The sequence below is a fragment of the Microbacterium natoriense genome (assembly GCF_030816295.1).
In the GTDB taxonomy this organism is placed as follows: domain Bacteria; phylum Actinomycetota; class Actinomycetes; order Actinomycetales; family Microbacteriaceae; genus Microbacterium; species Microbacterium natoriense_A.
In genome coordinates, this window is the sequence record NZ_JAUSXV010000001.1 from 1,838,704 (window position 1) to 1,862,016 (window position 23,313).

At 68.0% G+C, this 23,313-nt stretch carries 24 protein-coding genes; 10 read left to right on the forward strand and 14 right to left on the reverse strand.

Translation table 11 applies throughout. From position 1 onward, the window contains the following. Positions 1-153: 153 nt before the first annotated feature. The 4 genes from QFZ53_RS08370 to QFZ53_RS08385 are packed head-to-tail and all read left to right on the forward strand — an operon-like array spanning position 154 to position 4,154. Complete coding sequence (locus tag QFZ53_RS08370) at positions 154-1,833, forward strand: circularly permuted type 2 ATP-grasp protein (RefSeq protein ID WP_307295391.1); 1,680 nt, start codon at positions 154-156, stop codon at positions 1,831-1,833. Beyond that, complete coding sequence (locus tag QFZ53_RS08375) at positions 1,827-2,753, forward strand: alpha-E domain-containing protein (RefSeq protein ID WP_292906474.1); 927 nt, start codon at positions 1,827-1,829, stop codon at positions 2,751-2,753. Before QFZ53_RS08370 ends, QFZ53_RS08375 begins: the two co-directional genes overlap by 7 nt. Beyond that, on the forward strand, positions 2,750-3,595 hold the full coding sequence (locus QFZ53_RS08380; protein ID WP_292906475.1) for a transglutaminase family protein: 846 nt from the start codon (positions 2,750-2,752) through the stop codon (positions 3,593-3,595). Before QFZ53_RS08375 ends, QFZ53_RS08380 begins: the two co-directional genes overlap by 4 nt. Before the next feature lie 49 nt (positions 3,596-3,644). Next, positions 3,645-4,154, forward strand: a complete 510-nt coding sequence (locus QFZ53_RS08385) for a phosphoribosyltransferase (protein ID WP_307295394.1) — start codon at positions 3,645-3,647, stop codon at positions 4,152-4,154. Positions 4,155-4,291: 137 nt separating this feature from the next. On the opposite strand, the gene QFZ53_RS08390 is transcribed toward QFZ53_RS08385, so the two are convergent. From QFZ53_RS08390 to QFZ53_RS08455, 14 genes are all read right to left on the reverse strand, one after another. Then, positions 4,292-5,815: an ATP-dependent DNA ligase gene (locus QFZ53_RS08390; protein ID WP_307295395.1), complete on the reverse strand. Its 1,524-nt coding sequence runs from the start codon at positions 5,813-5,815 to the stop codon at positions 4,292-4,294. 181 nt (positions 5,816-5,996) lie between these two features. Beyond that, complete coding sequence (locus tag QFZ53_RS08395; RefSeq protein ID WP_307295396.1) at positions 5,997-6,767, reverse strand: enoyl-CoA hydratase/isomerase family protein; 771 nt, start codon at positions 6,765-6,767, stop codon at positions 5,997-5,999. Between the two features lie 9 nt (positions 6,768-6,776). Next, on the reverse strand, positions 6,777-7,937 hold the full coding sequence (paaE, locus tag QFZ53_RS08400; RefSeq protein WP_307295398.1) for a 1,2-phenylacetyl-CoA epoxidase subunit PaaE: 1,161 nt from the start codon (positions 7,935-7,937) through the stop codon (positions 6,777-6,779). A 1-nt stretch (position 7,938) separates the two neighbouring features. Beyond that, positions 7,939-8,454, reverse strand: a complete 516-nt coding sequence (paaD, locus tag QFZ53_RS08405) for a 1,2-phenylacetyl-CoA epoxidase subunit PaaD (RefSeq protein WP_307295400.1) — start codon at positions 8,452-8,454, stop codon at positions 7,939-7,941. Continuing rightward, positions 8,448-9,269, reverse strand: a complete 822-nt coding sequence (gene paaC, locus QFZ53_RS08410; protein ID WP_307295403.1) for a 1,2-phenylacetyl-CoA epoxidase subunit PaaC — start codon at positions 9,267-9,269, stop codon at positions 8,448-8,450. The genes paaD and paaC overlap by 7 nt, the downstream gene beginning before the upstream one ends. Beyond that, complete coding sequence (paaB, locus tag QFZ53_RS08415) at positions 9,266-9,592, reverse strand: 1,2-phenylacetyl-CoA epoxidase subunit PaaB (protein ID WP_292906485.1); 327 nt, start codon at positions 9,590-9,592, stop codon at positions 9,266-9,268. The genes paaC and paaB overlap by 4 nt, the downstream gene beginning before the upstream one ends. Then, complete coding sequence (gene paaA / locus QFZ53_RS08420; RefSeq protein WP_307295405.1) at positions 9,592-10,563, reverse strand: 1,2-phenylacetyl-CoA epoxidase subunit PaaA; 972 nt, start codon at positions 10,561-10,563, stop codon at positions 9,592-9,594. The genes paaB and paaA overlap by 1 nt, the downstream gene beginning before the upstream one ends. Positions 10,564-10,648: 85 nt before the next feature. Next, positions 10,649-11,068: a pilus assembly protein CpaE gene (locus QFZ53_RS08425; RefSeq protein ID WP_307295408.1), complete on the reverse strand. Its 420-nt coding sequence runs from the start codon at positions 11,066-11,068 to the stop codon at positions 10,649-10,651. Positions 11,069-11,107: 39 nt separating this feature from the next. After that, positions 11,108-11,653, reverse strand: a complete 546-nt coding sequence (locus QFZ53_RS08430) for a hypothetical protein (protein ID WP_045258051.1) — start codon at positions 11,651-11,653, stop codon at positions 11,108-11,110. Then, complete coding sequence (gene eccCa / locus QFZ53_RS08435) at positions 11,650-15,585, reverse strand: type VII secretion protein EccCa (protein WP_307295412.1); 3,936 nt, start codon at positions 15,583-15,585, stop codon at positions 11,650-11,652. The genes QFZ53_RS08430 and eccCa overlap by 4 nt, the downstream gene beginning before the upstream one ends. Beyond that, complete coding sequence (locus QFZ53_RS08440) at positions 15,582-16,274, reverse strand: hypothetical protein (protein WP_307295414.1); 693 nt, start codon at positions 16,272-16,274, stop codon at positions 15,582-15,584. The genes eccCa and QFZ53_RS08440 overlap by 4 nt, the downstream gene beginning before the upstream one ends. Then, a complete protein-coding gene (eccD, locus tag QFZ53_RS08445; RefSeq protein ID WP_307295415.1) occupies positions 16,271-17,584 on the reverse strand; it encodes a type VII secretion integral membrane protein EccD in 1,314 nt (437 codons plus the stop codon). The genes QFZ53_RS08440 and eccD overlap by 4 nt, the downstream gene beginning before the upstream one ends. After that, on the reverse strand, positions 17,581-18,102 hold the full coding sequence (locus QFZ53_RS08450; protein ID WP_307295418.1) for a hypothetical protein: 522 nt from the start codon (positions 18,100-18,102) through the stop codon (positions 17,581-17,583). The genes eccD and QFZ53_RS08450 overlap by 4 nt, the downstream gene beginning before the upstream one ends. Further along, the gene (locus QFZ53_RS08455; RefSeq protein WP_307295420.1) at positions 18,099-18,803 is read right to left on the reverse strand and encodes an FHA domain-containing protein; all 705 of its coding nucleotides are present in this window, start codon (positions 18,801-18,803) and stop codon (positions 18,099-18,101) included. Before QFZ53_RS08455 ends, QFZ53_RS08450 begins: the two co-directional genes overlap by 4 nt. A gap of 184 nt (positions 18,804-18,987) precedes the next feature. Here QFZ53_RS08455 and QFZ53_RS08460 point away from each other — a divergent pair, with 184 nt between their 5' ends. The 6 genes from QFZ53_RS08460 (at position 18,988) to QFZ53_RS08485 (ending at position 23,295) form a co-directional block, all read left to right on the forward strand. Continuing rightward, on the forward strand, positions 18,988-19,329 hold the full coding sequence (locus tag QFZ53_RS08460; RefSeq protein WP_307295422.1) for a hypothetical protein: 342 nt from the start codon (positions 18,988-18,990) through the stop codon (positions 19,327-19,329). A 34-nt stretch (positions 19,330-19,363) separates the two neighbouring features. Further along, positions 19,364-19,672 (forward strand): pore-forming ESAT-6 family protein, encoded by a 309-nt coding sequence (locus QFZ53_RS08465; protein WP_045258057.1) that lies wholly within the window; start codon positions 19,364-19,366, stop codon positions 19,670-19,672. Continuing rightward, positions 19,672-20,049, forward strand: a complete 378-nt coding sequence (locus QFZ53_RS08470) for a DUF6507 family protein (protein ID WP_307295428.1) — start codon at positions 19,672-19,674, stop codon at positions 20,047-20,049. Before QFZ53_RS08465 ends, QFZ53_RS08470 begins: the two co-directional genes overlap by 1 nt. A gap of 200 nt (positions 20,050-20,249) precedes the next feature. Beyond that, on the forward strand, positions 20,250-21,998 hold the full coding sequence (locus tag QFZ53_RS08475; RefSeq protein ID WP_307295429.1) for an alpha/beta hydrolase: 1,749 nt from the start codon (positions 20,250-20,252) through the stop codon (positions 21,996-21,998). Further along, on the forward strand, positions 21,995-22,648 hold the full coding sequence (locus QFZ53_RS08480; protein WP_307295431.1) for a hypothetical protein: 654 nt from the start codon (positions 21,995-21,997) through the stop codon (positions 22,646-22,648). The genes QFZ53_RS08475 and QFZ53_RS08480 overlap by 4 nt, the downstream gene beginning before the upstream one ends. 92 nt (positions 22,649-22,740) lie before the next feature. Further along, positions 22,741-23,295, forward strand: a complete 555-nt coding sequence (locus tag QFZ53_RS08485; protein WP_307295434.1) for a hypothetical protein — start codon at positions 22,741-22,743, stop codon at positions 23,293-23,295. The last annotated feature ends 18 nt before the right edge of the window (positions 23,296-23,313 follow it).

The following is a 23,313-nucleotide window of genomic DNA, read 5'->3' on the forward strand; positions in this document are numbered from 1 at the left end:
CGCCCGCGCGACCGTGCGAGGGGCTTCGTGCCTCTTTTTCAGGCACCGGCCTGTGTGAAGACCGGACCCCAGCATCTTACCGCGGCGGGGCTTGTCGCGGGGCTGTCGCGGGGTCGTAACACCCGCGAAACCGCGACAGGGAAGCATGCGGACATGGAGCCGCTGTTCAACGGATACACCTCACGTCGAGTCACGGGGCGATCCGGGGCGCAGCCCTGGGACGAGATGTTCCGCACGCCCACGCCGGACCAAGCGGACGTGCGCACCCCGTATCGCGACCTGTTCCCGGCGCTCGCCGGCATGGACGGCGCCGAGCTTCGGGCACGGACGGATGCTCTGGCCAGTTCGTATCTCGCCCAGGGCGTCACTTTCGACTTCGCCGGCGAGGAGCGGCCGTTCCCGCTCGACGTGGTGCCCCGGGTGATCGCCGCGGATGACTGGCGGTACGTCGAGTCGGGGGTGAAGCAGCGGGTCAGGGCACTGGAGGCGTTCCTCGCCGATGTCTACGGCCCGCAGCTCGCGGTCCTCGACGGGATCATCCCGGCATCCCTGATCAGCTCGTCCTCGCACTTCCACCGTCAGGCCGCCGGGATCGTGGGAGCGAACGGAGTGCGCATCCACGTCGCCGGGATCGACGTCATCCGCGACGAGCGCGGCGACTGGCGCGTGCTCGAGGACAACGTCCGGGTGCCGAGCGGCGTGAGCTACGTGCTCGCGAACCGCCGGGTCATGGCGCAGACGCTCCCCGAACTGTTCACGAGCCTGCGCGTGCGGCCCGTGGTCGACTATCCGGGCCGCCTGCTGCAGGCGCTGCGCGCCGCAGCCCCCGACGGCGTCGGCGACCCCAATGTCGTCGTGCTCACCCCGGGGGTGCACAACTCGGCGTACTACGAGCACACTCTGCTCGCCCGCATGATGGGGGTCGAGCTGGTCGAAGGGCGAGACCTGTTCTGCTCGGGAGGGCGGGTCTGGATGCACACGACCGCGGGCCCCACCAAGGTCGACGTGATCTACCGGCGCGTCGACGACGAATTCCTCGATCCGCAGCACTTCCGCCCCGACTCCGTCCTCGGCGCTCCGGGGCTCATGCTCGCGTCGCGCCTCGGGAACGTCACGATCGCGAACGCCGTGGGCAACGGCGTGGCCGACGACAAGCTCGTCTACACCTACGTGCCCGAACTCATCCGCTACTACCTGGGCGAGGAGCCGATCCTCCCGAACGTCGACACCTGGCGATTGGAGGAGCCGGCTGCGCTGGAGGAGGTGCTCGACCGGCTCGACGAGCTCGTGATCAAGCCCGTGGACGGCTCCGGCGGCAAGGGCCTCGTGGTCGGCCCGGACGCCTCTCGCGAGACGCTCGAGTCTCTGCGCCGTGCGCTGCTGGCCGACCCTCGCGGCTGGATCGCACAGCCGGTCGTGCAGCTGTCGACCATCCCCACGCTCGTCGAAGACGGATTCCGGCCGCGGCACGTCGACCTCCGCCCGTTCGCTGTCAACGACGGCCAGGACATCTGGGTGCTCCCCGGCGGGCTGACGAGGGTCGCGCTTCCGGAAGGTCAGCTCGTGGTGAACTCCAGCCAGGGCGGCGGCTCCAAGGACACCTGGGTACTCGACCCGTCGTTGTTCACAGGCCCGGCGAGCACGATCGCCGCGGAGGAGGCCGCGGCCGACGAGGTCTCGCTCGCCACAGGGGCGATCGCGGTCGTCGCGCCGCCTCGGGAGGACCCGCACCCGCCGTTCCTCTCGTCGCCGCAAGACGAGGATCTCGAGGCCCGTCACCAGCAGCAACAGCAACAGCAGCAGCAACACCAGCAGGGTGGTGCATCATGCTGAGCCGCATCGCTGAGGCGCTGTTCTGGATCGGTCGCTACGTCGAGCGGGCCGACGGCACAGCGCGCATCCTCGATGTGCACCTGCAGCTCCTGCTCGAAGATCCCTGGGTCGACGAAGACACCGCCTGCCGCGCGCTGCTGTCGGTGATGGGTACGACGGCGGAGTCGGACGCGGCGCTCGGACGCGATGACGTCGTGCGGCTGCTCGCGCTCGACCGTGAGCACTCCGCCTCGATCGCGCATTCGATCGCCGCCGCGCGCGAGAACGCCCGGCGCGCCAGGGAGATCATCTCGACCGATCTGTGGGAGACGCTCAACGAGTCGAACGCGCGGATGCCACGACGCATCCCCTTCGACAAGACGCACCCGTTCTTCCGATGGGTGCGCGACCGTTCGGCGCTCGCTTTCGGCGTCGTCGACTCCTCGATGAGCCGCGACGAGGCGTGGCAGTTCTTCGTGCTCGGGCGCTCGATCGAGCGGGTGGACATGACGGCACGTCTGCTCGCGACTCGTTCGCTGACCGACGCCGCCGGTCCCAGCTGGACGACTCTGCTGCGCAGCTGCGGCGCGTACGAGGCGCATCTGCGCAGCCACCGCGCCATGCCGTCTGCGGCATCCGCTGTGGAGTTCCTGCTTGTCGACCGGCTGTTCCCGCGGTCGGTGCTCTCCAGCATCCTCCAGGCCGAGGAATGCCTCCGCGGCATCGATCCCGCGAGCGCCTTCGGTGCGCCGGACCGCGCGCATCGCGTGCTGGGACGGATGCGCTCAGAGCTGGAGTACCGGCCGATCGGAGACATCGTGCACGGCCTGTCGGAGAGCATGGAAGAGGTGCAGGTGGGCATGTCGATGGCGAGCGATGCGATCAGAGAGCGGTACTTCCCGTCGATCGCGATGCCGGTGTGGATCGGAGAGGCGCTGTGAGCCGGCTGCGGGTCGTGCACCGAACGGGATTCCGGTACGAGCGGCCGGCGACGGCCTCGTACAACGAGGCGCGGATGCTGCCGCACTCCCGGGAGGGGCAGTTCGTGCTGCAGGCGGCACTCGAGATCTCACCGCCGGCGACCCAGCACTCCTATGCCGACTTCTGGGACACCAGGGTGTCGACGTTCGAGGTGCTCACACCTCACGAGCTGCTCTCGGTGACGGCGACGAGCATCGTGGACGTGCGCCCGGTGCCGCAGACCACGACCGCGATCGACTGGGACGAGCTCGCCGCGCGGATCCCGCTCTCGCTGTCACTGGCCGAATGCGTCACGCAGACACCCGCGACCGCTCCGGACGAGGAGATGCGCGAACTCGCACTGCGCATCGAGGCGGAGGGCGGCGACGTCGACGACACCGCCTTCGAGATCTGCCGCGTCGTCGGCGAGGCGATGGAGTACCGAAGCGGTGTGACGGGGGTGAACTCGACGGCCCGGGATGCCTGGCCCGCGCGATCCGGCGTCTGCCAGGACATCGCTCATGTCGCGCTCGGAGTGCTCCGGGCCGCAGGCATCCCGGCCCGCTACGTCTCGGGTTACCTGCATCCCGACCCGACGGCGGCGATCGGTCAGCCGGTCATCGGGGAGTCGCACGCGTGGGTCGAGTGGTACTCGGGGGAGTGGCGCGGATACGACCCGACGAACCTCGTCGAGATCGGTGAATCGCACGTGTACGTCGGACACGGCCGCGACTACGGAGACGTCGCGCCGCTGCGCGGCGTGTACGCCGGGCCCAGCGCGTCGGAGCTGTTCGTCGAGGTCGAGGTCACCCGCCTCGACTGATCGGCGGACCCGGGCGTTTCCGCACTCGTCGATGCAGGAGAATAGGACGATGACGGATGCATCGAACGAGCGCGAGACGCTCACGTGGGACGGCTTCGGAATGGCGACGAGAGATCTCGCGCGCAGCATCCTGAGCAGTGGCTTCGAGCCCGAGGTCGTCGTGGCGATCGCCCGGGGCGGTCTGCTGCCTGCCGGCGCGATCGCCTACGGACTCGGCGCCAAGAACTGCGGCGCGATCAATGTCGAGTTCTATACGGGCATCGGCACCGTGCTCGATGCGCCCGAGGTGCTGCCTCCTGAGCTCGACATGGCATACCTCGACGGTCGCCGGGTGCTGCTCGTCGACGATGTCGCCGACTCGGGCAAGACGCTCGCGCTGGCCGTGCAGCTGCTGAAGGACAAGGGCGCCAATGTGCGCTCGGTCACGATCTACACGAAGCCCACGACGATCATCCAGCCCGACTACGCCTGGAAGGACACGGACCTCTGGATCAACTTCCCGTGGTCGTTCCAGGGCACTGTGCGCGAAGAAGACCTGGGGCTGCCGCCGACTGCGTGACCACTGTCGCCGCATCCTGATGCGCGTGAAAAGTCGGACTTTCACCCCGACACGGCGCCTCTGCGCGCTCGCGTGCGGCGTGTCGGCAGCGAACTCCGACTTTTCGCACAGGCGCGACGGTGGGTCCGGGGCGAGTGTCAGCCGCGCAGCAGCGCGCGCAGCGACTGGATCGTGTCGGCATCGGCCGGTGTCTTGTCGGGCCGGTAGCCCTTGACACGGGCGAAGCGCAGGGCGATGCCGCCGGGGTAGCGCGGCGAGCGCTGCACGCCGTCGATCGCGATCTCGACGACCAGGGCAGGCCGCAGGAAGACAGCGGATGCGGTGCGCCGCTCCTCGTAGTCGGGGAACGTCTCGGTCTGCCAGCGCAGCAGCTCGTCGGTCAGGCCCTTGAACGTCTTGCCGACCATCACGAATCCGCCCGGCTCGACGAACTCTCCGTCGGCGTCGCGCGCGCCGAGGTGGAGGTTGGAGAGCCAGCCGCGGCGGCGGCCCGATCCCCACTCGGCGCCGAGCACGACCAGGTCGAACGTGAGCACGGGCTTGACCTTCACCCAGGACTTGCCCCGGCGGCCTGCAGCGTAGGGTGCGTCGACGCCCTTGACCACGACCCCCTCGTGTCCTGCGGCGAGGGCGTCGCGGGCGAGCCGCTCTGCGGCTGTCGCGTCGTCCGTCACGATGCCGGGCATGCGCCACTCTGAGGCGAACCGATCGAGTTCGGCGAGGCGCGTGGCCAGCGGCTCGTCGAGAAGATCGCGGCCGTCGACGTGCAGCACGTCGAAGAACCACGGACGCAGCACGAGCTCGCGCGATACATCGGCGCCGAACCGCGACATCGTCTCCTGGAACGGACGCGGGCCGCCGTCTTCATCGAGCGACAGCGTCTCGCCGTCGAGGATCACATCGTGCACCGGGAGCCCGCGCACGATCTCGACGATCTCCGGCACGCGATGGGTGACGTCGGCGAGGCTGCGCGTGAAGACGTGCACCTCGTCGCCGTGGCGGTGCACCTGGATGCGGGCGCCGTCGAGCTTGTACTCGACTGATGCAGGGCCCGTGATCTCGAGCGCAGCGCTCGCCGTGGCGGCGGTCGACGCCAGCATCGGCAGCACCGGACGGCCGACGACGAGCCCTACCGCCTCGAGCTCCTCCGCGCTTCCGGTGAGGGCGATCGCCGCCGTGACGCCGAGGTCGCCGGAGAGCATGGCGGCGCGGCGCACGGATGCGATCGGGCGGTCGGATGCGCGTGCGATCGCGTCGAGCAGCACTCCCGCGAGAGCGCCGGTGCGCAGCTCTCCGAGCATCGCCCGCATCACGAAGTCCCACTCGGCGGCGGTCGCCCTGCCCGCGAATCCGGTCAGGATCTCTGTGCGTGCGGCCGTCGAGCCCGTTCCGGATGCCGCGGCCAGCGCCTCGAAGAACTCGTCGACGTCGGCGACTGCGAGCGTGTCGTCGTCGGCCGGCGCGACCTCGAGAGCGCTGAGTCCGCGCCAGCCCACGCCGAGGCGGCCCTGGCGCGGAGCCGCGAGCAGGATGCCGACGAGCGGCAGGATCTCGTCGCCATCCGCTCTTTTCAGCAGCTGCGCGAGAGCGTCGATCTTCGCGAGTCGTGACGGTGTGGCCGCGACCTCGTCGGCCGTGGCGACCACCTCGGAGAGCCTCATGCACGCATTGTCCCACCGGCATCCGACATCGGTGCTCGTTTTTCTGTTCACGCTGCGTGCGCTCGGGGCCGCGCGCCCGTCCCCGCTTCGGTCGGCGGTCAGAATCGCTTCTGAGACGGGCCTTTCGATGCGTTTTCGACCACCCACCGAACGGCGGATGGGTTTTCGGGCGGCCCGGCCGTCAGCGCCCGCGGAACTCGGGCCGTCGCTTCTCCTGGAACGCGGCGAAGCCCTCGCGGTAGTCGGAGGTGTCGCACAGAGCGGCTTGCGCGGCGTTCTCGATCGCGACCGAGTCCCAGAGGGAGAGCCGCTCGTCGCGGATGCGTGAGATCAGCTGCTTACTCGCCAGGAAGGCGGCAGTGGCGCCGCGAGAGGCAGCGGACGCAGCATCCACCGTCGCCTGCACGACCTGGTCGTCGGGGAGCACCCGCGAGAACAGCCCCGCCTCCACCGCCTCCGTGCCGCTCATGAGCCGGCCGGTGTAGATGAGATCGAGGGTCTTGTGGGCGCCGAGCCGGTCGAGGAAGAACGCGTGCCCGCCCGAATCGAGTGTCGCGCCCAGTGCAGCGAAGGGCGATCCGATCTTGGCCGACTCCGCGACATAGACGACGTCTGTCGCGATCAGCAGCCCCAATCCGACACCGAGGCAGGCGCCGTGCGCGACCGCGAACGTCGGGGCGGGGAACCGCGACATCCTCTGCAGCAACGGGGTCACGAGCCCGCTGAGGAAGCCGATCACATCGTCATCCCGCGGATCCACTCCCGAGATGTCGCGGCCGGCGCAGAACGCGCGCCCTTCGCCGCGCAGCACGAGGGCGCGCACGCCCGATGCCTCCGCGTCGTCGTACGCGGCTGCGAGTTCGAGCAGAGCCTGCTCATCGAGCGCGTTGAGCTTCGCGGGGGCGTTCAGGACGACGGTGGCGACATCGTCCGCGATGGCGAGATCGATCAACGGTGCTCCTCAGACGTCGTAGTCGACCACGACGCGGTCGCTGGTGGGGTGGGACTGGCAGGTGAGCACGAAGCCGCGCGCGATCTCGTCGGGTTCGAGGGCGTAGTTCTCGGTCATCGTCACGCTGCCCTCGATCACCCGCGCACGACAGGTGCCGCAGACTCCGCCCGCGCACGCGAACGGGGCGTCGGGGCGCACCCGCAGCGCGGCGTTCAGAACCGACTCGTGGGCGCCGACGGGGCTCTGCACCGTGGATGAGACACCGTCGAGCGTGACCTCGATCCGGACGGTCTTCTCACCCTCCCGAGCCTGCACGGGGCGAGCGGTTCTGAGCGGTTCTTCGCCGGTCGTGAAGAGCTCGAAGCGGATGTGCTCGCGGGCGACGCCGAGGTCGGCGAGCACATCTCTGCATACATCGACGAGCGCCAGCGGCCCGCACAGGAACCACTCGTCGACGTCGTCCGGGGGGATCAGCGCGCCGAAGATCAGCCGCAGTCTGTCCTCGTCGAGCCGACCCGACAGCACCGGCGCCGCGCGCTGCTCGCGGGAGAGGACGTGGTGCAGGGTGAGGCGCGTGGGGTAGCGGTCCTTCAGGTCGGCGAGCTCTTCGAGGAACATCACGTCGAGCGTCGATCGGTTCGTGTAGAGCAGCGTGAACCGCGAGGTGTCGGACCGTCGCAGCACGGTCTGGGCCAGAGCCATCAGCGGAGTGATGCCGGATCCGGCGGCGACGCCGACGATGTGACGGTGGTCGAGCTCGTCGAGCACCGACGTGAACGTGCCCTGAGGGCTCATCACATCGATCTCGAAGCCCGGGTGCAGGCCCGTCTGCGCCCAGGTCGAGAACGCGCCGCCTTCGTCGCGCTTGACCGCGACGCTGAAGCTCGTGGCTTCGCCGTCTGCGCGATGCGCGGGTGGACTGCACAGCGAGTACGAGCGCCGTACCTCGACGCCCTCGAGATCGATGCGCAGCGCGACGTGCTGCCCGGGCAGATGGTCGTACTCGTCGGCGAGCTCGGGAGGCACCGTGAACGTCACCTCGATCGAGTCCTCCGTGAGCGGGCGCACCGCGGCGACCGTGAGCGTGTGGAAGCGAGCGCGGGAACGCGGCGCGCTCCTGGTCGGTTCGGGGAGCGGAGCGGATGCCGTGACCGAGGTGAACAGAGACATCTCAGTGCACCTTGAAATGGTCGAAGGGCTCGAGGCAGGCGCGGCACTCGAACAGAGCCTTGCAGGAGGTGGAGCCGAAGCGTGAGACCTCGCGGGTGTCGAGTGAGCCGCACCGAGGACACCGAACGCTGATCGCGAGACGGATGGGGCCGTTCGAAGAGCCGAGCGCTGCGCGCCCGGAAGGAGGCGCGATCCCGTACTCCTCGAGCTTGCGCTTGCCGGCATCCGACATCCAGTCCGTAGTCCACGCGGGGGAGAGCACCAACCGCACGTCGACATCGGCCCAACCCGCGGCGGTGAGCGCCAGCACGAGGTCGTCGCGGATGGTGTCCATCGCCGGACACCCGCTGTACGTCGGCGTGATCTCGACGCGGACGCGCTCCCCGCTCACCTCGAGGGCGCGCAGCACGCCGAGATCCTCGATCGTGAGCACGGGCACCTCAGGGTCGGCGACGGATGCGGCGATCCGCCAGGCATCCTCCTGTGTGAGTCCCTGAGCCCGGCGAAGGGTCACCATGTCGCCCCCGGATGCCGTCGGGCGAGCACCTGCATCTCCGCGAGGAGATGTCCGAAGGGCGTGGCGTGCGCGCCGCGCCGGCCGCCGGCCGATGAGGCCGCGACTGCGGGGATGTCGAGCTGCGCTTCGACGAACACGGTGTTCACGACGGCGTCGAACCCGGGTCGCAGTGTCGACGGCCGCGCCGCCGCATCGCCAAGACGCTCGATCAGTTCGTCGTCGCGGAACAGCTCGTCGACGTAAGGCCAGACGTCGGTCGTCGCCCGAATGATCCGGGCACGCGATTCCTCCGTACCTCCCGCGAGGCGCAGCATCCACTGCACCGCATGGTCGCGGTGGTAGTCGACCTCTTTGAGCGCCTTCTCCGCGACGGCGGAGAAGGTTCGATCGGTACTCATCCGCAGCGCGGAGTACAGCTCGAACATGTAGGTCGAGACGACGAACTGCCGCGCGATGGTCTGCGCGAAGCCCCCGTTGGGCTGCTCCACGATCCAGGCGCTGCGGAACTCCGGCTCGTCGCGGAAGTAGGCGAGATCATCCTCCGTGCGTCCGTCGAAGGCACCCGCGTAGCGCAGCAGCGAGCGGGCATGCCCCAGCAGATCGAGTGCGATGTTGGCCAGGGCGACGTCCTCTTCCAGCTCGGGCGCACGGGATATCCAGGCGCCGAGCTGCTGCGAGAGGATGAGCGCGTCATCGCCCAGCCGGAGGGCGTACTCGGCGACGTCGGCGGATGCCGGGATCTCGCCGGTTCCGGTCAGCTCGTCGCTGAGCTGCAGCTCGTCGACGGAGACGTCTCCGTGCACGTCACTGTTCACAGGTGCGGCACCCCCTCGGACGCGGTGTAGTACACCGCGTGACGGTAGTTCTTGCCCGCGGAGCTCTCGAAGTAGGCGCCCTTGGCGTCGGGATCGCTCGTGGTGATCGCGTCGGCGGGAGCGACCCAGATCGACACGCCTTCGCCGCGGCGCGTGTACAGATCGCGTGCGTTGCGGATCGCCATCTCGGCATCCGGCGCGTGCAGCGACCCCACGTGCACATGGCTGAGTCCACGGTTCGCGCGCACGAACACCTCCCACAGCGGCCACACTTCTTTCCGGGTCCCTGAGCCTGCCGAAGGGGCCGCACCCGGTGTCGCCATCACGCCACCGCCTTGGCAGCCTGCTTGTCGGCGTACGCGGCCGCGGCCTCGCGCACCCAGGCGCCGTCTTCATGCGCGGTGCGGCGCCGCTCGAGGCGCTCGGCGTTGCAGGGGCCGTTGCCGCGGAGCACCTCGAAGAACTCGTCCCAGTCGATCTCGCCCATGTCGTACCGTCCCGTCTCCTCGTTCCACCGCAGCTCGGGATCGGGAAGGGTCACGCCGAGGATCTCGGCCTGCGGCACGAGCATGCCGACGAAGCGCTGGCGCAGCTCATCGTTCGAGAATCGCTTGATCTTCCACTTCATCGACTGGGCGGAGTTCGGGGACTGGTCGTCGGGAGGGCCGAACATCGCGAGGCTCGGCCAGTACCAGCGGTTCACGGCATCCTGAGCCATCTGGCGCTGTTCGTCGGTGCCTTGCATGAGAGTGAGCAGGATCTCGAAACCCTGCCGCTGGTGGAACGACTCCTCCTTGCAGACGCGCACCATCGCCCGGCCGTAGGGGCCGTAGGAGGCGCGGCACAGCGGCACCTGGTTGCAGATCGCTGCGCCATCGACGAGCCAGCCGATTGCGCCCATGTCGGCCCATGTCGGGGTCGGATAGTGGAAGATCGAGGAGTACTTGGCACGACCGGTGATGAGCTGCTCCATCATCTCGTCGCGAGTGATGCCCAGAGTCTGCGCGGCGGAGTAGAGGTACAAGCCGTGACCGGCTTCGTCCTGCACCTTCGCCATCAGGATCGCTTTGCGCTTGAGGCTCGGAGCTCGGGTGATCCAGTTGCCCTCCGGCTGCATGCCGATGATCTCCGAGTGCGCGTGCTGGCTGATCTGGCGGATGAGCGTCTTGCGGTACGCGTCGGGCATCCAGTCACGCGGCTCGATCCGCTGCTCGTTCGCGACGAGTTCGTCGAACAGGCGCTCCTCTTCGCTGAGCTCGCCATCCACGAGAGACAGGTCTGCGGGGCTCGTCATCGTCGACTCCTCAACTCTCGATCTGTTTACTGACCGATCGTTAGGTAATTCTGACACGAGGGCCCGCGCCGTGCAAGGGGTGGGGTCAGTGCGAGCGCGAGATCAGCTCGAGGAGCGCTCGGCCGTAGGCCTCCGAAGGGTCGGGATGCTCGTACCGCAGCGTCTCGCCGGCGATCTCGACCACGACCTCGAACGCGTCGTCGAGACGGCTGAGGCGGCGGAACGTGCCCCGCAGGAGTTCGCGGAGCTGATCCTCTCGCGGCAGCCACACGGCGTCGGCCAGAGTCACCGCGTCGAGCGCCCACTCGGTGGTGCCGTTGAAGGCGAGGTCGGTGCCGCTGGGCGTCTGGCGCGCCTCGATCGTCATCTCGCTGACCGTGAACACGTCGGCCTCGGCTTCGAGTTCGACGTCGTCGGGGAGGTCGAGCTGGAAGCGGTCGCCCTCGGCGGGGTGCCAGGCCAGCCCGGCGTCGCGAAGGGCGACGGCGAGTTCACGGGTGATCATGCGTCCACGCTAGACGACGGGCGAGGGATCATCGCCCGGTCAGCGAAGCGCGAACGTCTCCAGGACCCATCGTGTCCATCGTTGCGCCAGCGCTGCGCGCGCGCGGGCGCTCAGGTGCGGCATGGCGGCCGACAGGGGTCCGCCCGCCGCGAGTGCGCTGTCGTATGGCAGGCGCATCTGAACGGGTACGTCGTGAGAGGAGGACCTGCGTCGTCCGAACGCAGAGGTGATCACGGGCAAGGTGCGCGGCTCCGCTCCGAGGCCGAAGCGGGCAGTGACGTCGGTGACCCGCTCATGGAGGGCGTTCACCCCGTGGGTCGATTGAGCGCCGACCAGGACGAGGTAGCCGTTCGTGAGGGCGGAGGCGGCTTTGCGCTCGTCGTAGCGTCCCCCGTCGATGAGCTGGTGTGCGCTTGCCGGGGCAGGCGGGAGCGCGAGCCCGAATCGTCGGTCGAACGCTGCCGAGTCTTCTGCGATGACGGTGGGCAGGCGGACGCCATGGCTGATGAGGAGGTGCAGGCTGAGCGCGGCGAGCGTGGTGGTGCCGGTGCCGCCGCTCGCACCGAGGAAGGTCACGGTCGTCATCGTGTCTGCTCGGTTCTCCCGGGCATGTGGGCGACCTGGACGACGTGCGGGGACTCGCCGCGGCGGACGTAGCGGCCACGTCCTGGGGGGAAGCGTTCGGCGTGCACGCGGGGAAGGATCTGTCCCTCGCTGCGGTCGCCAGACAGGAGCAGGAGGGCCCCGCCGGTGTCTCGGATCCCCTGAAGGAACGGGCTGTACATCGCTCTCACGGATCCGGCCACCGGGCGGGACAGGATGATGTGGAAACGGGTGTCCCGGGCGGTGGGCAGGTGCGCGGCGAGGGCCGTGAGGTGTTCGATGCCGCCGGCGCTCATGATGTCGTGGTCGTCGACGATCAGGACGACGCGGGGTGCGGCCGCGAGGGCGGCGGGGTCGAGGCTCGGGCGGCGGGAGAGCTCGGTGGCGATGGAGGATGCGAGCCCTGACGTTTGAGCGGTGGTGCGGGCGTGCGCCGCGAGATAGGCGTCGGGGATCGTCTCTCCGACATGCCCACGGGAGTCGACGACGGCGATGGCGAGTTCGTCCGGAGTGAACCGCTCGATGAGCCCAGCGACGATCATGCGGAGCGTGCTGGATTTGCCGCTGCGGGCGTCGCCGAACACGAGGAGGTGCTGGTCGGAGCGGGTGAACTCCCAGAACGCGGGTTCCATGGTGTCCTGCCGGAGGCCGAACGGGACGGAGTCCGGCTCGTCGACGGCCTCGGGGAGCTGGTCCGGGTCGAGGTCCTGCGGGAGCAGTCGGATGGGCGCCGCGGATGGGCCGGACCAGGAAGCGGCGACGCGGTGCCCCAGCGTCTCGACGGCGTCTCCGAGTTCGCCTTCGTCTGCGGCCTCCAGGACCGGAAGGGCGACCTGGCCGATGAGTCCGTTGTCGCTGAGGGCGCGGCCGGGAGCCGCAGCGCGGATGGTGCGTGCGAGGTTCCGGTCGACCTGGGAATCTCCGGCGTCGTTGAGGCGCATCTCGATCTTTCTGCCGAACAGGGATTGATGAGCGATGCGCAGTTCGCTCCAGCGGGACAGGGCGACGACGATGTGGACCCCGTAGTTCGCGGCACGGATCATGATCGCGGTGAACGCGGCATCCAAGTCATCGAACTCCTGACGCAGGGCGCCGTACCCGTTCACGAGGACGACGATCTCGGCAGACGCGAGCTGCGGGATCTGTCCTGATGCGTGCCGGGACCGCAGCTGCGAGACCGAATCGATCCCGGTGTCCTTGAAGATCTGTTCGCGGGTGGTGAGCATCGCTTCGAGTTCTTCGATCAGGCGTCGCATCCGAGCGGGGTCGGAGCGGGTCGCGACGCCGCCGACGTGCGGGAACGGCTCCAGACGGCGCAGACCGCCACCGGCGAGGTCCATCCCATAGATGGCGACGTCCTTGGGCGTGCGAGTCAAAGCGAGGGAGACGGCGATGGTGCGCAGGAGCGTGCCGCGTCCCGATTGCGGGCTGCCGATGATGGCGAGGTGTCCGCCGCCGCGGGTGAGATCGAGGATCCACGGGGACTGCGTCTGATGCGCGGGGTCGTCGATCAGCCCGATGGGCAGCTCGAGATCCGTCGCGGCATCCTGCTCGCCGAGGATCTGTCCGAGGGCGAGTCGTTCCGGGAGCGGCGGCAACCACGCCGAGGTGACTGTGCGGTCGTCGGCTCGCAGGCGTGTCACGGCCTCGTCGATGAACAGTTCACCCATTTCCGGTGCGGAGAGCGCGGGGGCCGGGACCGGACCGTCATCCGTGTCCTGGGAGATGCCGTTGTACAGCGGGAGACGGAAGACCCGATTCCGCTCGCCGTCGGTGGTGACGGGCGCGGACCGGGCGGGTACCGGTCCGGAGACGAATCCAGCACGGAACCGCTGGTACACCGATGTGTCGACTTTGAGGATGCCGTAGCCGGGGAGGGCTGGGAGGCGATACGCGTCGGTGGTGCCGAGGACGACGTGGGATTCGCTCTCGCTGAACGTACGCAGACCCAGCCGGTAAGACAGGTAGGTGTCGAGGCCGCGGAGCTTGCCGGCTTCGATGCGCTGGCTGGACAGTAGCAGGTGGATGCCGATGGAGCGTCCGATGCGTCCGATCTGCAGGAACAGGTCGATGAACTCCGGTTCGGCGGTCAGCAGCTCACCGAACTCGTCGATCACCATGAACAGATGCGGCATCGGATCGAGGTCGGGACGGGTCTTGCGCAGCTCGCGATAGTGGGTGATCGAGGGGGAGGAGTCGGCGTCTTTCAGCATCTGCTGGCGCCGGAGCACCTCGCCCTGCAGAGACGCACGTGCACGCGTGGTCAGCTGCGGGTCGGCGGCGAGGTTGTCGATGAGTCCTGCGACGTGGGGCAGCGACTGGAACGGGGAGAACGCTGCGCCGCCCTTGTAGTCGACGAGGAGGAGGCTGAGATCCTCGGGCGGGTGCACGAGAGCGAGGGACAGCAGAAGCGTGCGGAGCATCTCCGATTTGCCCGACCCGGTCGCGCCGACGCAGATCCCGTGCGGGCCCATGCCTTCCTGAGCGCTCTCCTTCAGGTCGAGGAACACGGGCCGCCCGTTGTCGTCGGTGCCGAACGGCACGCGCAGGAATGCGCTGGGGGAGCGGGGCGCCCACAGCGCGGTCGGGTCGATGTCGGCGACGTCGGTGATGCCGAGGAGACGGGTGATGTCCAGGGGATCCGTGGTGCCGCTGTCGGCGCGGGCGGCGACGTGGACGGTGCGGAACGCCGCCATCGACCGGGCGAGCGCGACCAGCGTGTCGCTGCGCGTGTCGTCGGGGATGAACGCCACCGGCACGGGGGCGGCAGAGGATGCGCGATGGGTGACGATCGCATCGTTCTCTGCGATCGTGATGCGCACGTCGACATCGTCGGGTTCGTGCAGCCGGTCGGCGAGGAGGTGGACGACGGTGACGTTCAGGTCCTGCAGCCGCAGGTGCGGGTCGGGGCTGCTCAGGCGGGACGCCGCCCGTCCGTGATCATCGATGACGACGATCAGGCGCGCCCGCTGGATCTCGCCGCTGCCACGACGCTGGACTCCGGTGGCCGAACCGGCGCGCGCGGTCAGCTCGCCCGCGAGGACGTCGCCGAGAAGGGCGAGGTCGGGGGCGATGCGACGCGCGGGCAGGGGGCCGTCGAACAACGCTGTGTCCTGGACGTGGGGAAGCAGGTCGAAACCGGCCCAGTCGCCGGCGTGCTCCGGCGAATAGGCGGCGGCGAGGGCGAGGTCGTCGGGGGTGTGGGCGGTGGCGAGCTGGGCGATGAGGGAACGGATAGCGGACATGCCGCGGTCGCGCTCGGCGACGACCGACACGACCCAGGCGTCGTCGAGGTCGGCGGTGATCGGCATCTCGGGAACAGCATCGAGGGTGCGGGCGACGATCTCGGCTTCCCGTTGCAGGATCGGATCAGCGGGCTCCAGGGGAGACTCCGGGGTCGCGATGCTGAGTGCGAACCAGGGGCGCGCGGCGAGCCCGATCCGGGCGGACAGGTGGTCGGCGTCGGTGCGTCTCCGTTCCCACCGACGAGCGGGATTCCGCATGATCTCGACCAGGCCGTCCGGGGCGGGGTGCACGGCGAGAGCGGCGGCACGGTCACGGTCTCCGCGTTCGCGCAGCTCGGTGCGGAGCCGCTCGAGATAGTCGAGGTACAACTCGCGGCGGGTGCGGCCCTTGCGGGCGGCGCGGCCCCGCGACGACAGCGCGAATCCCAGCCCGCCGACGACGGCGACGACGAAGATCACGGCGGCGAGCACGAGGAACAGCGGCTGGCCGTTGCGGAGCACGACCATCATGATCACCGATGACAGGGCGCCGATCAGAGGCAGCAGGAACTGTAGGGGCATCGCTCCGCCCTGATCTTCCAGGGACGGCGGTGCGGGGATGAGCTCCGCGTCCGGCGGCATCGGCGGGGCGGTGATGCGAGTGGGACGGTGGAACAGCGATTTCGTCACGCGGCGCTCCCGAGGTGTCGCGGGGCGGTGCACAGGCGGACGATCTCTGCTCCGAGAACAGACGCTGCGAGCGTGCTCGCACCGGACGGGTGGGCGTGCCGGTCGTGGGGGAGCGTGACCTGGGGGATGGGTGACGAGGCCAGCATCCGCTTTGCCGCCGCAGTGATCCGTCCGCGGAGTCCGGACGCGACGATCAGCGTCGGGGTTCCGGCGGCGATCAGGGCGGCGGCGACATCCACAGCCTGCTGCACCGCGAGGCGTTCTACTCCGGTCGTCAGACACAGCACATGGGAGTGTGCGGCGACCGCGGTCAGCTCAGGCGCGCCGAGCACACCCCAGTCGGTGATCGTGATCTCCCTCTCGCGGTACTCGGGTTCGCACCGTTCACGCCAAGCGTCGACGCCGCCGGGCCACACCGGGGCGGGGAGCGTCACCGGTCCAAGGACGGGGGCTGCGCTCGGAGTGGTGCGGCCCGTCGCATCGACGAAGAGGACGCCACGGTCACGACGGCCGGCGAGCATCGACGTCGCTGCGTGTGCGGCGGTCGTGCAGCCGGTGCCGCCATGCAGGGACGCGAATCCCACACGGCGGATCACCGGCAGCGGTGAACGTAGCGTGCGTTCCGCGTCGATGCTGCGCCGGTGATGCTCGCCATCCCACAGCTGCGCGATCATCTGCAGCCGAGTCACGAGAACGTCCCCAGCAGGTCGCCGAACACGCCCATGATGCCGAGCAGCAGCGGAATCATCGCGATCACAGTCAGCGCTTCGAGCACACCGAGCAGGCGACGCAGGCGAGCCTGCGCGGCGGCAGACGGGCTCAGCAGGGCGACGACCACGTGGACCGCGCAGACAACGACTCCGATGCCGGCGCGCGTCGTCGAGTCGGCGGTCCCGCTGAAGAGCGTGAGACCGAGCGGGACCAAAGCGGCGGCCAGCAGTGCGGCGCGGGCGATCGCTAGGGGGAACAACCGACTGCGGGTCAGGAGGAACAGGGCCAGCGCGGCGGCGAGGCCCGCCTGCCATCCGTCCCCCGCACCGAGCAGAGCGATGGAGACCGCTGCGGGGACGGCGAGGGCGAGCACCAGCGCCGTCTGGGCGGTGAACGCGACGTCGATGGCCTCGTCGATGTCTCCACCTCGCACCGGCGACCCGGACATGGCGGTGTCGTCGAGACGCCCGACGCCGGCGGCGGCGAGAGCGAGTGCGGGGACGAGGCCGAGACCGATCACCGCGACGATCCCGCACACGGCGGCGGCGACCATGACTGGCGCCCCGCCGGCGGCAGCGACGACGACCGCGGCGCCGAACGCGACGGCGACCGCCGCGCCGGGGACCACGCCGCGGCGTCGGGAACCCGCGCCCATGACGATCCCGACAGCCACCCACAAAAGCACCCCGCTGGCGGCGACCGAGACGAGCAACTCGCCTGCCGCAGCGGGCAGGACCGCGGGTGTGCCGAGCATGCTGAGGGGCACCGTCAGCCCCAGGCTGAGACCGAGCAGCGCGTTGCGTCCCGCGATCACGCCGCGACGTGCGAGAAGCGCGGAGCCTACGACCGCGCCGATGAACGTGACGAGCAGGCCGGTGAGGGTGCCCGGTGTCGCGGGGAGGAGTGGCCCGGTGATCGCGGCCGTGACCGCGACGACGGCCGAGAGGGCGAGGGAGGTGAGCGCGGGGGTCCACCGATCGGCCCGGCGGCTGGCGGCGTCGCTGACGGCCTCCGTGACATCGGCGACGTCCGGGGGCTGCGGGGCCTCGTCGTGGGTGACGAGTCGCAGGATCGAACCATGGTCGATTCCCTGGGCGGCGAGAGTCTCTCGAGAGCTTACGGGCTGCCCGAGCAGCGAGGTGAGGACGAGCGGTGAACCGTCGCCCACCGGCTCGTCCAGCAGATCGACGATCTCCGGGAGGAGTTCGTCGAGGGGGTGGTCATCGGGGAGGACGAGATCTGCTTTCTGGCGGGTGCCGATCACAGTGACGCGTGTGTACTCCATCATTTGTTCCCGTCTGACTCGGAATCCACGACGTCGAGTGTGTCCGGGTCGATGGTCACCCCGGTGGCGGGGTCGGTGCGCAGGCCGGTGTCCGGGTCGACGAACCACCCGGTGCGGGGATCGATGATCCGGCCTTGCGGGTCGGTCGCCCAGCCCGTGTCGGAATCGATCACGAATCCGGTGCGGGGGTCGATGAGCGTTCCCGTCGTCGTGTCGATCAGCAGGCCGCTGTCCTGATCTTCGGCCAATCCCTCACCGGGTTCCAACGGGCTCGCGGCGATCGCGGCACGGTAGGCGGCGACGGCTTTGTCTTCGCGTTGGGTCTGCAGGATGTTGAGGACGAAACCGGTGCCCAGGCATGCGGCGCACAGCACGGCGCCGAGCACGATCGACCCGGTGAGCCGACGGAGATTGGAGTTCACGGTGCGGCGGTTGCGCTGTTCGCCGTGCACGAACGCGGCCGTCAGCCGTTCGCGGTGCGTGCGGGTCGATTCGAGGAGCGTCTGGTCGTAGTCGATCATGCGGCCTCCCCGCTGCGCCGGCGTTGCTCGAACACGATACGGCGTGTTCCGAGAACGAGAGCTGTGCCCCACGGGATCGGCGTCGGCACATGCCGGGGCAGTTCCTCATCGGTGTCGAGCAGGGTGCCTCCGCTGGATCCCAGGTCGGTGACGACCACCCCGCCTTCGGCGATCTCGACCTGCAGGTGGGTACGTGAGATGGTGCGCGTGAGATCGGGAATCGCGATCAGTGCAACCGCCGGATCCTTGGTAGTGGGATTGCGGCCGATGATCGCTGTGTTCTGCACGAGATGGGTGGTGCCGTCGTCGATGAGCAGCCGCAGGTGCGACCCTTCTGATTCCCTGCGTCGCGGTTCCGGCAGCGGCTTCGCGAAGACGACCGGGTGAGCGCGCAACGCGAACGGGTCGCCGTCACCGCCCCGGCGCACAGTCGCAGTGCGCATCACGCGGAACGACGGCAACCCTGTGATCGTGTCGATGCTGCGCAGCCGCATGATCGAATGACCTATGCCCCCGCCCAGGATCCCACGCCAGAGCACGAGACCGACCAGGGCGATGGCTGCCCCCACGGGGGCCGTCACGGCGGCGTTCTCCGGGGAGAGCAGCGCGGCGATGAGGGCGATGAAGAGGGCTGCCAGCACGTCGATGACGAGCGAGCCGACAGAAGCGGCACGCGGCGGTTCGACGATGGCAGAGGACACGTCGGTCATGGTACACAGCCGCACGTACACGTGGCGTCCACGCCCACCAACGCGGGGGCACTACGTAGAACGGCTGGGGTGTACGTGGAATCACGTACACAAGTTGTGACGGGGTGCCATTTTGGTGCGGGTGGCTTAGCCTTGGTGTGTTCGGAGTAGACAGGGGGGCGATATGAAGTTCGCTATGGAGGAGCAGACGCTGGTTCGGCTGGGGCAGCGGTCGCAGAGCGAGTCGGAGGATCTGACGGCGTTGGTGCGCGAGCTGATCGATGCGGCGGAGCCGCTCGAGGGTGTGTTCAATGGTGCGGCGAAGGCTCGTTTCAACGATTTCAAGGCCAACACTGATCAGATCACGAATGCGTTGAACAATGCGCTGTCGGGGATCGTCACGTCGATCTCGGGGCAGAATCTTGCGTTCGTCACGGCGGCGGAGGATGGTGCGGCCGCGCATGATGCGGCGCAGGGTGCTGCGGATTTCAGTGGTGAGGCCGTGTTGGCACGGATCTCGGGCCAGGCGTCGGCCTGAGGCTCGCGCGTAACGACGGTACGGAGGGTTTGTCATGACCGGTAACCAGATCGACCGCAACGATTACAACGTCGGTGCGTCTCAGTCGGTGCAGTCCAATTTCGAGAACGTCGCGGCTCGCCTGGAGGCGGCGCTGCAGCGTCGTGATCAGGATGTTCGCGCGGCTCTCGCCGACTATCAGGCTGACGGTGTCTCTGAGGAGTACGGGGCACTCGAGCAGCAGTGGACGCAGGCGGGTGACCAGGTGCGTGGTGTGATCGCCGCGATCCGTGGTTCGCTCGAGCAGAACGACGACATCGCCCTGCGCGCCCTCGCCCAAGGCCGCGCCGCGCTGCCCATCTGATGAGTCAGTGGCGAGTCGATCCTGACGGGGTTCTCGGAGTGCTCGCAGGCATCGACGACCTCGGTCCGGATTTCGAATCGGCGCAGAACGGCATCAGCGAGGCGGCGTCTGCCACGTCGACGCTGTCCGTTGACGGGCGGACGGTTCTGTCGAGCGCGTGGGCGGCGTTCATGGAATCACGGTCGCTCGTACCGGGAAAGATCATGCACGAGGTCAGCGCGGCCGCATCCGGGGTCGGAGCTGCGACGACGGCGATCATCGCGGGTGATGAGGAGATGGCCGCCGATACACAGGCAGCGCAGTCGCGTGCTGAAGACGCTTGGGGCATCGCGCTCCCGTCTGCGTATCTGACCGATGGGGTAGCGAGGGCACTATGAGTGCGATCGATCCATCCACCGTCCCGAACGTCCTCGACGCATCGCTGGTCGAGAGTCTCGGTGACGGCGTCGTGACGTCGGCGAGCCTGCTCGAGACCACGATGGCGAGCGCGCATGATCGCTGGCAGCACCTGCCGGAGGTGTTCGACATCACCGGCGCCGAGGGTGCTGTCGCGATGCTCGATCCTGCACGAGGTGCTGTGAGCGAGTTCGTGACGGCGATGATCGAGGCGCGCCGTGTCCTCAGTGACGCGACGATGAACACGCTGCCAACGTTGAAGAAGAGACGCGAAGAGCTGCTCGAACGCATCACGACGGTGAATCAGCAGCACGCCGATGCGGTCTCAGCCTCATCGGATGCGGATTCCGCGTACTGGATCGCGTACCGTGACGATCCTGACTCGGATGCAACGTCGACGGCGGCAGATGAGCGCAGCGCCGCATCGGATGCCGAGGACGCAGCAGACACGGCGGTCACTGATCTGAAGCGGGATATCGAGCAGCTGCGATCTGACATCGAGGCCGAAGAAGCGTGGATCGCCGGGGAGCTCGGGCGGATTTCCGGTGGTGATGTCGTGCGCGGTGCGCGGGGCGAAGAGGTTCGTGTTTCGCAGACGTACTGGGGTGAGGCGGAAGCCGTGTATCCGGGCGGTCCGACTATCACTTCGGGTCTTGCCGAGCATCTGCGGGAGTCGATCTCGGATGCCGTGGCGGACCGTATCGCCTGGCTCAGCGCTGCGAGCGGCTCCAAGGCAGAGAAGTGGATGGCTGCGCACCCTGACTTCGCATCTGCCGTCGGTTTCGTCGACCCGCAGCGCGCGGTGTACCTCTTCGAGAACCTTGAAGATCAGTCCACCCTCGACGCGGACGGCGCCTGGGCGACCGGGCCGCTCGCTTCCCTGTTCGCGGTCGCTCCTGCTGCGATCGGCAACCTCAACGGCATCCCCGCCACAGTGAAGAACCAGTTCAACCGGGAAACACTGAAAGACCTCCTCGCCGGCGACCTCTCGGTCGAACAGCGGAAGCAGCTCGCGGCGTTGCAGAACTTGCTGGACTCCGCCGGGGAGAAGGGCCAGCCTGACACTAGCCTTTTGTCTCTGTTCCTTGAGACAGATGACAGCAGCCCTCGGGCGAGCGTGGGTTTCGGCGATGTGGACACGGCCAGCCAGATCACCACGCTCACCCATGGCATCGAGACAGACATGGGAAATCTCGGCGAGTGGTCTGATAGCGCGATCTCTATGAAGAGCGCGTTGGACAAGGAACTGGCGGATCAGGGTGTCACGGGGAGCACGGCTATGGTGCTGTTCATGGAGTGGGACTCGGGCGGGACTGGCAACGTGTGGAACATCGAACGCCCCGACAGCGGTGCCGAACGCATCGCTCAGCTGCTCGGAGGATTCCAGACGACCAACCCCTCAGCCCAACGCAACCTCGAACTGCACTCGCTGGGCACAACCGCGGGTACGCAGATGATCATTGACAATCCTGGCCTCGTCGACAACGTCTGGCTTTACGGATCGGCCGGCGTCACGGAGCAGACGGCTGCGGACCTGGAGAACCTGATCAGACGCAATCTCGTCACCGTCAACGCCACCCACGCCTCAGACGACTTCATCGCACCCATCGGACGATGGCCAGTCTCGGAGCACCCTGTCGACCCGCGCACCATCTTGGGTGTGCAAGAGTTCTCTGCAGATGGGGGGTTCGTTTCGGGGTACGGGAGCGGTGACGGCGAGTATGGGGAGCGCACTGAGGGCCACAATTCGCAAGCCAGCACGGAGTGGTACTACCTCATCGATGGGTTCGAAAGTTCGCCGACCGGCGACCCCGTTCCCGTGATGGACGATGAGTCTGTTGGCTACGTCGATCCGCGGTCGCAGTCCTTCAAGCAGACGGTGATGGATCTGGCAACCGCACTCGATCTCGAAGACGGGCGGATGAGGTGACGCACGGCCGACGAACAGCCGCCGTTGCGGTGATGATGGCGGGAGTTCTGTCCATGCTTACAGGATGCGGGGAACCGGCGTTGTTGGGTGACGAACTGTTCGACCAGGCCCGTAAGGTGAATTTTGCCTACAAGGCTGCGGTTGCGGATGTGCAGCTGCAGCTGTTCGATGGGGAGTGGACTCTTGAGGGATACGGCGACAGTCCCGATCAGTGTGGGGATGATGGGTATATGTTCCGGTTGGGGCGTTCGACGCCGTTCGAGTGGCGGTTTGAGGGCTCACCTGCGGAGGCAGGTGAGCGGATCGCTGCCTGGTTGGATGAGAACGGGTGGTCGGATATCAAGACGCGTACGTATTCCGGGGACGTCGACAACGTCCTCGTCGAGGCGGAGAAACCCGACTCGCATGTTGCGCTCTTGACGATCGACTTCAACCCGGGCCAGCGTTCCGACATGATCACCATCAACGCCGATTCCACCTGCGAACCCGGCGACTGGCTTGACCTCATCGAGTCATTCAGGCCGGGCGTCAGTACCGGTGAAAGCGTACCGACGAAGGACGATCGCACTACTGAAGCGCCGACCGACAAACCTTCGTTCGGATACAACGATGACGGAACGCCGAGATTCTGGGGCGACGAGGGCGACTGATTTTGTCGAATCAGCGCCAGTTGCTCGGGGCGTCAAGCCTTTTGTCTATTGCGGTTATCTGCGGCTGCAGTTCTGTGGCGTCGGGTGATGAGTTGTTCGATCAGGCGCGGTCGGTGTATCTGGATTATCGGTCGGCTGTGGCCGAGGTCCAGGTGGAGATCTTTGATGGTGAGTGGGTGATCGACGAGTACGGTGACTCCCCGGATGCGTGTGGTGCAGACGGATACCAGTTCTCGTTCGGGCGGTCGACGCCCGAGGGGTGGAAGATCGACGGTACGCCGTCGGAGGCCGCGGATCGGCTGGCGAAGTGGTTGGACGAGAACGGGTGGTCGGAGATCAAAAAGCGGACCTACAGCGACGGGATCGCCGACGTCGTCGTTGAGGCAGAACGTCCTGACGCGCACGTCGGCCATCTGACGGTCGACATCAGCCCGGGCGAGCTCTACGACTCAACCACGATCTATGTCGACTCGACCTGCGAACCTGGTGACTCGCAGGAGTTAGCAGAGCTTCTGCGCCCAGGGGTCCTCACGGGTACGAGCGCGGAGAGCAACGGTGATCGCACGGCGGAGCGTCCAGGTGATGAACCCTCATTTGGCCGCAACGATGACGGCACTCCAAGGTACTGGAACGACAAGGACAAGTGACGAGATCCGCGCAAAATA

Excerpts from the sequence above, each read along its gene's own strand:
- QFZ53_RS08370 (WP_307295391.1), top strand. The coding sequence starts at position 154 with ATGGAGCCGCTGTTCAACGGATACACCTCACGTCGAGTCACGGGGCGA.
- QFZ53_RS08465 (WP_045258057.1), top strand. The coding sequence starts at position 19,364 with ATGACCGGTAACCAGATCGACCGCAACGATTACAACGTCGGTGCGTCT.
- paaE (WP_307295398.1), bottom strand. The coding sequence starts at position 7,937 with ATGTCTCTGTTCACCTCGGTCACGGCATCCGCTCCGCTCCCCGAACCG.
- QFZ53_RS08375 (WP_292906474.1), top strand. The coding sequence starts at position 1,827 with ATGCTGAGCCGCATCGCTGAGGCGCTGTTCTGGATCGGTCGCTACGTC.
- QFZ53_RS08385 (WP_307295394.1), top strand. The coding sequence starts at position 3,645 with ATGACGGATGCATCGAACGAGCGCGAGACGCTCACGTGGGACGGCTTC.
- eccD (WP_307295415.1), bottom strand. The coding sequence starts at position 17,584 with ATGATGGAGTACACACGCGTCACTGTGATCGGCACCCGCCAGAAAGCA.
- QFZ53_RS08425 (WP_307295408.1), bottom strand. The coding sequence starts at position 11,068 with ATGATCACCCGTGAACTCGCCGTCGCCCTTCGCGACGCCGGGCTGGCC.
- paaD (WP_307295400.1), bottom strand. The coding sequence starts at position 8,454 with ATGGTGACCCTTCGCCGGGCTCAGGGACTCACACAGGAGGATGCCTGG.
- QFZ53_RS08450 (WP_307295418.1), bottom strand. The coding sequence starts at position 18,102 with ATGATCGACTACGACCAGACGCTCCTCGAATCGACCCGCACGCACCGC.
- QFZ53_RS08460 (WP_307295422.1), top strand. The coding sequence starts at position 18,988 with ATGGAGGAGCAGACGCTGGTTCGGCTGGGGCAGCGGTCGCAGAGCGAG.
- QFZ53_RS08470 (WP_307295428.1), top strand. The coding sequence starts at position 19,672 with ATGAGTCAGTGGCGAGTCGATCCTGACGGGGTTCTCGGAGTGCTCGCA.
- QFZ53_RS08430 (WP_045258051.1), bottom strand. The coding sequence starts at position 11,653 with ATGACGACCGTGACCTTCCTCGGTGCGAGCGGCGGCACCGGCACCACC.
- paaB (WP_292906485.1), bottom strand. The coding sequence starts at position 9,592 with ATGGCGACACCGGGTGCGGCCCCTTCGGCAGGCTCAGGGACCCGGAAA.
- QFZ53_RS08390 (WP_307295395.1), bottom strand. The coding sequence starts at position 5,815 with ATGAGGCTCTCCGAGGTGGTCGCCACGGCCGACGAGGTCGCGGCCACA.
- paaA (WP_307295405.1), bottom strand. The coding sequence starts at position 10,563 with ATGACGAGCCCCGCAGACCTGTCTCTCGTGGATGGCGAGCTCAGCGAA.